Origin of the sequence: Enterobacter sp. BIDMC 27 (assembly GCF_000534415.1) — a bacterium.
Classification (GTDB): domain Bacteria; phylum Pseudomonadota; class Gammaproteobacteria; order Enterobacterales; family Enterobacteriaceae; genus Enterobacter; species Enterobacter hormaechei_C.
The window spans coordinates 1,719,626-1,731,408 of record NZ_KI973178.1; the positions used below are offsets into that span (position 1 = coordinate 1,719,626).

Genomic DNA, 11,783 nt, shown 5'->3' on the forward strand with positions numbered 1-11,783 from the left:
GGCTCTGGTGGTCATTCCGTTCACTTTATGTTCCTTGCTACTCTGTCACGACATGAGCGGTGAACGTGCCAGGGTGGCTCAGTCGCCACCACCCTGGCGACCCGGGCTTCCGGCGGAAAATCGCCGCTTCGCGGTACCTTCGGCTTATTCCTTCCGGCTTATCGGGTACGGGCGGAGGAAACGTCCCTGTAAAGCCCGCCCTCTCGGCGCATCCCTGCGCCTCGCCCCGACCTACAGGAAACGCCTCAGCGATTTACAGCCGGACCGAGGTATCGCTGAAAGCCCTCAGTTATTCTGAGGCAACGTTATCGCTTTTGCTTTCAAATTACTGGGGAACCCTCTCCCCTGTGGGAGAGGGTTGGGGTGAGGGCATCAAGCCGCACATTTTACAGCTTCGCAAACACCTTACGCGCTGCGTCGATGGTGTTATTGATATCTTCTTCGCTGTGTGCCACGGACATAAAGCCCGCTTCAAACGCTGACGGGGCCAGATACACGCCTTCTTCCAGCATCAGGTGGAAGAAGCGTTTGAAGCGTTCCACGTCGCATTTCACCACGTCCTGATAGCAGGTCACGGTTTTCGCATCGGTGAAGAAAATCCCGAACATCCCGCCGACGTGGTTTACCACCAGCGGAATACCCGCGTCTTCTGCGGCTTCCAGCAGGCCGTTTGCCAGCTGCGTCGTCCGGTCCGTCAGGGTTTCGTGGATACCCGGCTGTGCCACTTCGGTCAGACAGGCAAAGCCCGCCGCCATCGCAATCGGGTTACCGGAGAGCGTACCCGCCTGGTAAACCGGACCGGTTGGCGCCAGCGCGTCCATCACGTCCTTACGGCCGCCAAACGCGCCGACAGGCATGCCGCCGCCAATGATTTTGCCGAGGCAGGTCAGATCCGGCTCTACGCCGTAGTATGACTGCGCTCCCGCCAGCGCGACGCGGAAACCGGTCATCACTTCGTCGATGATCAGCAGCGCGCCGAACTCATCGCACAGTGCGCGCAGGCCCGGCAGGAAATCCGGCTGCGGTGGAATACAGTTCATGTTGCCCGCCACCGGTTCAACGATGATGCAGGCGATCTCCTGCGGATACTGCTCGAACGCGGCGCGAACGGTATTCAGATCGTTATAGGTGCAGGTCAGCGTGTGTTTCGCGAAATCAGCCGGCACCCCCGGGGAGTTCGGTTGACCGAGCGTCAGCGCGCCGGAACCGGCTTTTACCAGCAGGCAGTCGGCGTGGCCGTGATAACAACCTTCGAACTTGATGATCTTGTCACGACCGGTAAAACCGCGCGCCAGACGGATAGCGCTCATGGTCGCTTCGGTACCGGAGTTCACCATACGCACCATGTCCATCGTTGGCACCAGCTCGGTGACCAACTCCGCCATTTTGACTTCCATCTCGGTTGGCGCGCCGAAGCTCAGGCCGCGCTGAGCGGCTTCAATCACCGCGTTGCGGATCGCCGGGTGGTTGTGCCCCAGTACCATCGGGCCCCAGGAGCCGACGTAATCGACATAGGCTTTACCATCCACATCATACAGATATGCCCCATCCGCACGTTCGATAAACAGCGGGGTGCCACCCACGCCGGTAAAGGCGCGCACGGGTGAATTCACGCCGCCTGGGATAAGCTCGCGGGCTGCGCTGTAGAGGTTTTCAGACTTGCTCATGGCGTCGTTCCTGGTTCGTAGAAATAAGTTAAGGCAACTATTCTAAGTGATTCGGAAGAGGTTATAAAATTTTTGCCCCTCAGAAGGCTTAACAATTGTTAAGTATTTTTCAGGGGACGAGGGGATTGTCTCTGGTAGAATCCCTGCGGCCTTTTGTATGACGAAACAGAACAGGTAATGAACGAGAACACACCTTCTTTTGAACAACAACAGTTTACGCGCGCGAAGCACCGGGTCAGTATCCGGCGGCTGCTCAACCGTGACAAAACCCCGTTAGCCATTCTGCTGGCAGCCGCCGTGGTCGGTACGCTGGCCGGGCTGGTGGGGGTCGCATTCGAGAAAGCGGTCAACGCGGTGCTCAACTGGCGCATAGGTACCGTCGCCAGCTTTGCCGATCGGGAATGGCTAGTCTGGGTGTGGGCCTTTGGCCTTTCGGCGCTGTTTGCTATGGTGGGGTATTTTCTGGTGCGTAAATTCGCACCTGAAGCAGGTGGCTCGGGGATCCCTGAAATTGAGGGGGCGCTGGAGGAGCTACGCCCGGTTCGCTGGTGGCGGGTGCTTCCTGTGAAATTTATCGGCGGGATGGGAACCCTCGGGGCGGGCATGGTGCTCGGTCGGGAAGGGCCAACGGTACAGCTGGGCGGTAACGTCGGGCGCATGGTCGGCGATCTGTTCCGTATGCGCAGCGCCGAGGCTCGGCATACGCTGCTGGCGACGGGGGCCGCAGCGGGGCTGTCTGCGGCGTTTAACGCGCCGCTGGCGGGTATCCTGTTTATCATCGAAGAGATGCGCGCCCAGTTCCGCTACAACCTGATCTCCATTAAAGCGGTGTTTACCGGCGTGATTATGTCGAGCATTGTCTTTCGCATCTTTAACGGCGAAGGGGCGGTGATAGAAGTTGGCAAGCTGACCAATGCGCCGGTCAATACCCTGTGGCTGTATCTGGTTCTTGGGATGATTTTTGGCGTCGTCGGCCCGCTTTTTAATACCCTGATTTTACGGGCGCAGGATATGTTTCAGCGCATCCATGGCGGAAATACCACGAAATGGGTGCTGGTGGGAGGCCTGCTTGGCGGCGTGTGCGGGATCCTCGGCTTTATCGAACCGAATGCGGCGGGCGGCGGTTTCGGCCTGATTCCCATTGCCGCGGCGGGGAATTTCAGCGTAGGCCTGCTGCTGTTTATGTTTATTTCACGCGTCATCACTACGGTATTGTGCTTCTCCTCTGGCGCCCCGGGCGGCATTTTTGCTCCGATGCTGGCACTGGGGACGCTGCTGGGTACGGCGTTCGGGATGGCGGCGGCGGCAGGTTTCCCGGCCTACCATCTGGAGGCGGGGACGTTTGCGGTTGCGGGAATGGGGGCGCTGCTGGCGGCCTCCCTGCGCGCGCCGCTGACCGGGATCGTACTGGTGCTGGAAATGACCGACAATTACCAGCTCATTTTGCCAATGATCATTACCTGTCTCGGCGCGACACTATTAGCCCAATTCCTGGGTGGAAAACCGCTATACTCCACCATTCTTGCCCGTACCCTGGCGAAACAGGAAGCTGAACAGGCCCTGAAGCAGAATACTTGAATGAATTACCAGGGTATTAGATAATGACAAAAAGAATTGGGTGATTTTTGCCCAATAGCAGTCGCAGTATTCATGGGAGCATAAGATGAGTGATGACGTAGCGTTGCCGCTGGAATTTACCGAAGCAGCAGCGAAAAAAGTGAAAACCCTGATTGCCGACGAGGACAATCCGGATCTGAAACTGCGTGTTTATATTACCGGCGGCGGCTGTAGCGGCTTCCAGTATGGTTTTACCTTTGACGATCAGGTTAACGATGGTGATATGACTATCGAGAAACAGGGCGTCGCGCTGGTGGTTGACCCGATGAGCCTGCAATATCTGGTGGGCGGTTCAGTGGACTACACTGAAGGTCTGGAAGGTTCGCGCTTTGTGGTGACTAACCCGAATGCGACCAGCACCTGCGGGTGTGGTTCTTCGTTCAGTATTTAAGCCTGAAAGCAGATTGTAGGCCCGGTAAGCGAAGCGCTACCGGGCTTATAAACGACACCTATCTTGAATTTTCATCCAGCGCAAACGTCGGCAGCTTCAGGTGCCAGCGTATCGCCGCTAAACGGATCACCAGCGTGACCAACATCCCCAGCATCGCCGCATTCTCCAGCGGGACAGCAAAGGTGTAATACGCCGTGGCGTGAACAATCCCCCCGATGATACAGGCCGTCGCGTAGATTTCCGTTCGCAGGATCATCGGGACTTCTCGCGCCAGTATGTCGCGAATAATCCCTCCGCCCACGCCGGTTAACACGCCCATGCAGATCGCCACCAGCGGGCCAGTCCCGGCAATAAAGGCTTTATTCACGCCTATCCCCACAAAGACCGCCAGACCGACGGCATCCAGCACCGGTAATATCCATTTTGGCAGTCTGCGAGGCTGACGAACCAGCATGATGGTTAACAGGCAGGTGACCATCGCCACCACCAGATCCGTGGGATCTTTTACCCAGAATACCGGGCCATTTGCCAGCGCCATATCGCGGATCGTTCCGCCTCCCACCGCCGTAACAACGCCGAGTACCAGTACGCCAAAAGGATCCATGCGTAGTTTTCCGGCAAGCAAAACGCCGGAGATAGCAAAAACGGCTGTGCCAAGAATATCCAGCCAATACACGAGCATCGTTAAATCCTCGAAGGGGGTATTTATCTGTTTGAGTGACTCTCTGCCAGTTCGGCGCAGAGTTGTTTTGCGGCGAGGATAATACGCGGGCTGGCGCGTTCAAACCAGTCGCTGTTGAGTGCGATGACCGGAATTTTAAGCTGCCGATGCCAGAATTGTTCTATTTTAGGAATCTCGCTCGCATTTCCGACCACCACAATGGCCTGCGGTTGTCGTGCCAGAACCTGCTCACGACTGACCTGGGGCCAGGGAACCCGGCTTTCGGCAAAGATATTTTCACCTCCACAGGTTTCAAGCACCTGGTTCTGGATCGAGCCTTTACCGGTAGTAAACAGCGGCTGGCTGCCAAATTGCAGAAAAACGCGTTGTTTCGGTTGCGTGCCGTATCGGGCTTTTAGCGCGGCATAGTCGTTGAGCATCTGCTGTGCAGCCTGCCCGGCGCGTTGGGGGGTAGGGCTGAAGGGCGCGAGGTCACGGAGGGTTTGCGCCACCTGTTCGATGCTCACCGCGTCCACCCATTTTACCGTTATTCCCAGCGAAGAGAGCTGGTTCACCTGCCGTTCGGCATTACCGCCGCGCCAGGCGAGGACCAGATCGGGCTTCAGCGCCACGATGCGTTCCAGGTTCATTCCCTGCCAGGTGGCAACCTGTTCGATATGGGCGGCCTGCGGTGGATAATCGGAAAAGCTGCTCACCGCAACGGGCGTGATCCCGGCGGCAAACGCCAGTTCCGTATTGGCAGGGGAGAGAGTGATCACCCGCGGCGCGGCGATGAGCCAGGCCGGAGCGAGCAGAAGCAGGGCGACCAGCGCCCTGAATGACACCTTACCCACGCGCCAGTTTCTGCACCAGGGTTTCCACCATCACGGTGGACTGTTTGGCCGCAACGGCCAGGAATTCGTCGAAGCTGATGTGGGACTGCTGGTCCGCCACGTCAGAGATCGCGCGAACGACCACGAACGGCACGCTGAAGTTATGGCATACGTGCGCGATGGCCGTGGCTTCCATCTCCACGGCCACAGCCTGCGGGAAGTTATGACGGATTTTCGCCAGACCGACAGAGCCGTTGATAAAGGCATCGCCGCTGACGATCAGGCCACGCACCGCATTGAGGTTCAGCTCATTAATGCAGCTTTCAGCGGCGGCAATCAGCTTATCATCCGCTTTAAACCCGGCCGGGCAGCCCGGAAGCTGACCATATTCGTAGCCGAATGCGGTGACATCTGCATCGTGATAACGCGCTTCGTCGGAAACCACGATATCGCCCACTTTCAGCGTCGGCGCCAGACCGCCCGCAGAACCCGTATTAATGATAACGTCAGGCTTGCAGCGCTCAAGCAGCAGGGTCGCGCCCAGTGCCGCTGCAACTTTACCGATGCCTGATTTCAGCAGAGCCACGTCAACACCGTTCAACTGGCCGGTGTAGATCTCACAGCCACCGAGGGAGAGGGTCTGACGGTTCTCAATTTTGTCACGCAGCAGCGTAACTTCTTCTTCCATTGCACCAATAATGCCGATTTTCATAGATTTACTCGCGATGTGCCTTGTTAAGATGCATAGTCTATCATGCGGTTAAGGGGAAACGCATTCTCACGCGGGGGAGCACATGGCACCAATCGATTTTCGCACCAAAATTAACTGGCACCGACGTTTCCGTTCGCCACAGGGCGATAAGAGCGAGCATGAGATCCTGCGCATTTTCGAAAGCGATCGCGGACGCATCATCAACTCGCCCGCCATCCGCCGGTTACAGCAAAAAACCCAGGTGTTCCCCTTGGAGCGTAACGCCGCGGTGCGTACGCGGTTAACGCACTCCATGGAAGTGCAGCAGGTGGGGCGCTACATTGCGAAAGAGATCCTCAGCCGCCTTAAAGAGCAACGTCTGCTGGAAATCTACGGACTGGATGAACTGACCGGGCCGTTCGAAAGCATCGTTGAGATGGCCTGCCTGATGCACGATATCGGCAATCCTCCCTTTGGTCATTTCGGCGAGGCCGCCATCAATGACTGGTTTAAACAGCGGCTTTTTCCCTCTGACGCCATAAGCCAGCCGCTCAGCGATGACCGCTGTGTGGTACGCGATTTATGCCTGCGTGAAGGCGAAGATAGCCTGAACGATCTGCGCCGTAAGGTGCGCCAGGATCTGTGTCATTTCGAAGGTAACGCGCAGGGGATCCGTCTGGTGCACTCCCTGATGCGGATGAATCTGACCTGGGCCCAGGTGGGCTGTATTCTTAAATACACGCGTCCCGCATGGTGGACCGGAGAAACGCCCGCCACGCATAGCTACCTGATGAAAAAACCGGGCTATTACTTATCGGAAGAAGCATACATCGCGCGGTTGCGTAAAGAACTGTCTCTTACCCCTAATGGCCGTTTTCCATTGACATGGATTATGGAAGCGGCTGATGACATTTCTTATTGCGTGGCCGATCTGGAAGACGCGGTGGAAAAAAGAATATTCAGCGTCGAGGAGCTGTATCAGCATCTTCATGATGCCTGGGGAGAGCATGAAAAAGGTTCTCTGTTTGCGCAGGTCGTCGAGAATGCCTGGGATAAATCGCGTTCAAATTCGCTGAGCCGCAGTACCGAAGATCAGTTCTTTATGTATTTGCGGGTGAACACACTGAATAAACTGGTGCCGTATGCGGCCGCCCGTTTCATTGATAATTTGCCGATGATATTTAGCGGGGAATTTAATCACGCCCTGCTGGAAGATGAGAGCAGTTTTAGTCAGCTTCTTGAATTATATAAAAACGTGGCTGTTCGCCATGTTTTCAGCCACCCGGATGTCGAACAGCTGGAGCTGCAAGGATACCGGGTTATCAGCGGGTTGCTGGAGATTTATGGCCCGCTGCTCCAGCTGACGGTCGATGAGTTCAGTGAGCTGGTCGAAAATGAACGTGTTCGCCGCCTGCCGATTGAATCTCGTCTCTATCAGAAGCTTTCAACCCGCCACCGGCTGGCATACATTGAAGCCGTCAGTAAAATAGATCGCCATTCTTCCCAATGGCCAGTCATGGAATATTATTATCGCTGTCGTCTTATCCAGGACTATATCAGCGGGATGACAGATTTGTATGCCTGGGATGAATACCGCAAGCTTATGGCCGTTGAATAAGCCATGAGTTTTGTAAAGACGACCAATAAATTTTTACTTTTTCCATAAACTTAATCCCGGAACTAAGCGGTATAAAACGAATCTGAGTTACACAGCAATTTTGCGTTATCTGGTAAATCGAGATTGAGAAACATGAAAAAAACCACATTAGCAATGAGTGCACTGGCTCTGAGTTTAGGTTTAGCGCTGTCCCCTCTGGCGATGGCGGCCGAGACAGCTTCCTCGGCAGCGACTGCGCAGCAGATGCCAAGCCTGGCCCCGATGCTCGAAAAAGTGATGCCATCGGTGGTGAGTATTAACGTTGAGGGCAGCACGACCGTCAATACGCCGCGTATGCCGCGTAATTTCCAGCAGTTCTTCGGCGACAATTCGCCATTCTGCCAGGACGGTTCGCCATTCCAGAGTTCTCCGTTCTGTCAGGGCGGCGGCGCAGGGGATGACGGTCAGGGCGGCGGCCAGCAGCAGAAATTCATGGCACTCGGCTCGGGCGTTATTATTGATGCAGCGAAAGGCTACGTGGTGACCAATAACCACGTGGTAGATAATGCTAACACCATTAAGGTGCAGATGAGCGATGGCCGTAAATTCGATGCCAAAGTGGTTGGTAAAGACCCGCGCTCCGATATCGCGCTGATTCAAATCCAGGATCCGAAGAACCTGACGGCGATTAAGCTTGCCGACTCTGACGCGCTGCGCGTGGGTGACTACACCGTCGCCATCGGTAACCCATTTGGTCTGGGCGAAACCGTGACCTCGGGTATCGTCTCTGCGCTGGGACGTAGCGGCCTGAATGCGGAAAACTATGAAAACTTCATTCAGACGGATGCGGCCATTAACCGTGGTAACTCCGGCGGTGCGCTGGTTAACCTGAACGGTGAGCTGATCGGTATCAACACCGCTATCCTGGCACCGGACGGTGGCAACATCGGTATCGGCTTTGCTATCCCGAGCAACATGGTGAAAAACCTGACTGCGCAGATGGTGCAATATGGACAGGTGAAACGCGGTGAGCTGGGGATCATGGGTACCGAACTGAACTCCGAGCTGGCGAAAGCGATGAAAGTGGACGCTCAGCGCGGCGCATTCGTAAGCCAGGTCATGCCGAACTCTTCGGCGGCGAAAGCCGGCATTAAAGCGGGTGACGTGATCACCTCTCTGAACGGTAAGCCGATCAGCAGCTTTGCCGCCCTGCGTGCGGAAGTGGGTTCTATGCCAATCGGCAGTAAAGTGACCCTCGGCCTGCTGCGTGAAGGTAAGCCGGTTAACGTGAGCCTGGAACTGCAACAGAGCAGTCAGAATCAGGTGGATTCCAGCACCATCTTCAGCGGTATTGAAGGTGCTGAAATGAGCAACAAAGGGGCAGATAAAGGCGTGGTGGTGAACAACGTGAAAGCGAACTCACCTGCTGCCCGTATCGGCCTGAAAAAAGGTGATGTGATCATGGGCGCTAACCAGCAGCCGGTGAAAAACATCGCTGAACTGCGCAAAATTCTCGACAGCAAGCCTTCTGTGCTGGCACTGAATATTCAGCGTGGTGATACCTCTATTTATCTCCTGATGCAGTAATCTTCTTAAGCCCCTGTTCGCAGGGGCTTTCTCTTTTCTGTGACCTTTCCCACAACTCCATACATCTCTCTCTGCCTCTGGGCATCTGCACAATGCAGCCTTAGCTGAACTTCCCTATGCTTGAGCTCTGCTCACGGGAGGGTTATATGGCTGGCTGGCATCTTGATACCAAAATGGCGCAGGATATCGTGGCGCGAACCATGCGCATCATTGATACCAATATCAACGTAATGGATGCCCGCGGGCGCATTATCGGCAGCGGCGATCGTGAGCGTATTGGGGAATTGCACGAAGGGGCGTTGCTGGTGCTCTCTCAGGGGCGCGTGGTCGACATCGATGACGCCGTGGCGAAACATCTGCACGGGGTCCGTCAGGGGATCAACCTGCCGCTGCGTCTGGAAGGAGAGATTGTTGGCGTTATCGGTCTGACCGGCGACCCTGAATCGCTGCGTAAATACGGTGAGCTGGTCTGCATGACGGCGGAGATGATGCTGGAGCAGTCGCGTCTGATGCACCTGCTCGCCCAGGACAGCCGCCTGCGTGAAGAGCTGGTGATGAATTTGATTCAGGCTGAGGAGCACACGCCTGCCCTGAGCGAATGGGCGCAGCGTCTGGGTATCGACCTGAATCAGCCGCGCGTGGTCGCCGTTATTGAGGTGGATAGCGGCCAGCTTGGTGTGGACAGCGCCATGGTGGAGCTACAGCAGCTGCAAAACATGCTGGCGACGCCGGAGCGTAACAACCTGGTGGCGATTGTCTCTTTGACGGAAATGGTGGTGCTCAAGCCTGCGCTTAATCAGTTTGGTCGCTGGGACGCGGAAGATCATCGTCGCCGCGTTGAGCTGCTAATCGAGCGCATGAAGGAGAACGGACAGCTCCGTTTTCGCGTCGCGCTGGGAAATTACTTTACCGGGCCGGGAAGCATCGCTCGTTCATGGCGAACGGCGCGCACCACCATGATGGTGGGTAAACAGCGCATGCCGGAGAGCCGCAGTTATTTCTATCAGGATCTGATGCTGCCGGTCCTGCTCGACAGCCTGCGCGGCGGCTGGCAGGCCAACGAGCTGGCGCGTCCGCTGGTGCGTCTGAAAGCAATGGACAACAACGGGCTGCTGCGCCGCACGTTGCAGGCGTGGTTCCGGCATAACGTGCAGCCGCTGGCAACGTCAAAAGCGCTGTTTATTCACCGTAATACGCTGGAGTATAGGCTTAACCGGATCTCGGAACTGACGGGGCTGGATTTAGGGAATTTTGACGACCGGCTACTGCTGTATGTGGCGTTGCAGCTGGATGAACAGAGATGATGCTGTTTGCCGGGTGGCGGCTTCGCCTTACCCGGCCTACATGTGTTCGTAGGCCCGGTAAGCGAAGCGCCACCGGGCAATAAAACGGCTCATTTGTTACGTGTCAATTTCTCAAGATCCGCTTCAATCTCGCTGATCTTATTGGTGACTACGCTTTCCAGGTGACGCAGGTCGTCAAGGATCTTACGTTTCAGATCGACTTCGCTGCGATCGCGCTGGCAGATTTGATCGAGTTCGTCGATCACGTAGCGCAGGTTAGGGCTGATTTCCTGTACTTCTTTATATCCCTGACCGATACCGTCAGCGACAACGGTCTTACGCTGGCGAGGGTATTTAAACTTCACGCTTTTGGCGAAGAACTCTCCTTTGTCCTTGTGAAAATAGATTTTCAAAATATCGTTATTGGCTTCCTGGCGGAGACTATAACGATCAATTTCATCAGGATTGGTAATGCCCAGACTTTTCAGATTATCGTACATAGCGGTACCCTTGATCTCAACATAACCTATGAATAATTAACGAAAAAATCTATTTTCGCCACCTTCGGATATAAAAAAAGCGGGGTTGCCCCCGCTTTTTGTTATACCCGATTAATCGATGGTGCGCAGCAGTTCATTGATGCCCACTTTACCGCGCGTTTTCGCGTCCACTTTTTTCACGATGACCGCGCAATACAGGCTGTATTTGCCATCTTTAGACGGCAGGTTGCCGGAAACCACAACGGAACCGGCTGGAACGCGGCCGTAGTGAATTTCACCGGTTTCGCGATCGTAAATACGGGTGCTCTGGCCAATATAAACGCCCATGGAGATCACAGAACCTTCTTCGACGATCACGCCTTCAACCACTTCGGAACGTGCGCCGATGAAGCAGTTGTCTTCGATGATGGTTGGGTTAGCCTGAAGTGGCTCCAGAACGCCACCGATGCCCACACCGCCGGACAGGTGAACGTTTTTACCGATCTGCGCGCAGGAGCCGACGGTAGCCCAGGTGTCCACCATGGTGCCTTCGTCAACGTAGGCGCCGATGTTCACGTAGGATGGCATCAGCACGGTGTTGCGTGCGATGAAGGCACCCTGACGAACGGCCGCCGGTGGTACTACGCGGAAGCCCTCTTTCTGGAAGCGCGCTTCGTCGTAATCCGCAAATTTCATTGGCACTTTATCGAAGTAGCGGCTTTCTGCTCCGTCGATAACCTGGTTATCGTTGATACGGAAAGAGAGCAGCACAGCTTTCTTCAGCCATTGATGAGTAACCCACTGACCGTCGATTTTTTCTGCCACGCGCAGCGCGCCGGAATCCAGCAGGGAAATAACCTGGTTTACCGCTTCACGGGTCACGGTATCCACATTTGCCGGAGTGATGTCGGCGCGACGCTCAAAAGCGGACTCAATAACGTTCTGTAACTGCTGCATTGTTTACTCTTTCCATTTCA

The 11,783-nt window shown here is 55.6% G+C and carries 11 protein-coding genes; 5 read left to right on the forward strand and 6 right to left on the reverse strand.

The annotated features are described in order from the left end of the window. Positions 1–386 precede the first annotated feature (386 nt). Positions 387–1,667 carry a glutamate-1-semialdehyde 2,1-aminomutase gene (gene hemL, locus L463_RS14440; protein WP_015572714.1) on the reverse strand — a complete coding sequence of 427 codons (1,281 nt, stop codon included), beginning with the start codon at positions 1,665–1,667 and terminating at the stop codon, positions 387–389. 177 nt (positions 1,668–1,844) lie between these two features. Between hemL and clcA the strand changes: the two genes are divergently transcribed. Together clcA and erpA are read left to right on the forward strand one after the other, a co-directional pair. Next, positions 1,845–3,245, forward strand: a complete 1,401-nt coding sequence (gene clcA / locus L463_RS14435; RefSeq protein WP_023295943.1) for a H(+)/Cl(-) exchange transporter ClcA — start codon at positions 1,845–1,847, stop codon at positions 3,243–3,245. Between the two features lie 85 nt (positions 3,246–3,330). Next, positions 3,331–3,675, forward strand: coding sequence for an iron-sulfur cluster insertion protein ErpA (gene erpA, locus L463_RS14430; RefSeq protein WP_003856230.1), 345 nt, complete (start codon positions 3,331–3,333; stop codon positions 3,673–3,675). Positions 3,676–3,733: 58 nt separating this feature from the next. On the opposite strand, the gene L463_RS14425 is transcribed toward erpA, so the two are convergent. Genes L463_RS14425 through mtnN form a run of 3 tightly spaced genes read right to left on the reverse strand, consistent with a single transcriptional unit; the run spans position 3,734 to position 5,881 of the window. Beyond that, positions 3,734–4,357, reverse strand: coding sequence for a TRIC cation channel family protein (locus tag L463_RS14425; RefSeq protein ID WP_023295944.1), 624 nt, complete (start codon positions 4,355–4,357; stop codon positions 3,734–3,736). A gap of 23 nt (positions 4,358–4,380) precedes the next feature. Beyond that, entirely contained in the window at positions 4,381–5,190 is an 810-nt protein-coding gene (btuF, locus tag L463_RS14420) for a vitamin B12 ABC transporter substrate-binding protein BtuF (RefSeq protein ID WP_017383741.1), read from the reverse strand. Beyond that, complete coding sequence (gene mtnN / locus L463_RS14415; RefSeq protein WP_003856223.1) at positions 5,183–5,881, reverse strand: 5'-methylthioadenosine/S-adenosylhomocysteine nucleosidase; 699 nt, start codon at positions 5,879–5,881, stop codon at positions 5,183–5,185. The genes btuF and mtnN overlap by 8 nt, the downstream gene beginning before the upstream one ends. An 82-nt stretch (positions 5,882–5,963) precedes the next feature. Here mtnN and dgt point away from each other — a divergent pair, with 82 nt between their 5' ends. From dgt to L463_RS14400, 3 genes are all read left to right on the forward strand, one after another. Next, the gene (gene dgt / locus L463_RS14410) at positions 5,964–7,478 is read left to right on the forward strand and encodes a dGTPase (protein ID WP_032104204.1); all 1,515 of its coding nucleotides are present in this window, start codon (positions 5,964–5,966) and stop codon (positions 7,476–7,478) included. A 132-nt stretch (positions 7,479–7,610) separates the two neighbouring features. Next, the gene (gene degP, locus L463_RS14405; protein WP_015572718.1) at positions 7,611–9,044 is read left to right on the forward strand and encodes a serine endoprotease DegP; all 1,434 of its coding nucleotides are present in this window, start codon (positions 7,611–7,613) and stop codon (positions 9,042–9,044) included. 146 nt (positions 9,045–9,190) lie between these two features. Next, the gene (locus L463_RS14400; RefSeq protein ID WP_003856217.1) at positions 9,191–10,348 is read left to right on the forward strand and encodes a CdaR family transcriptional regulator; all 1,158 of its coding nucleotides are present in this window, start codon (positions 9,191–9,193) and stop codon (positions 10,346–10,348) included. An 89-nt stretch (positions 10,349–10,437) separates the two neighbouring features. Here the strand turns inward: L463_RS14400 and L463_RS14395 are convergent, their stop codons facing one another. After that, entirely contained in the window at positions 10,438–10,827 is a 390-nt protein-coding gene (locus tag L463_RS14395; protein WP_015572719.1) for a DUF3461 family protein, read from the reverse strand. 111 nt (positions 10,828–10,938) lie between these two features. Continuing rightward, entirely contained in the window at positions 10,939–11,763 is an 825-nt protein-coding gene (dapD, locus tag L463_RS14390; RefSeq protein WP_003856214.1) for a 2,3,4,5-tetrahydropyridine-2,6-dicarboxylate N-succinyltransferase, read from the reverse strand. Between the last annotated feature and the right edge of the window lie 20 nt (positions 11,764–11,783).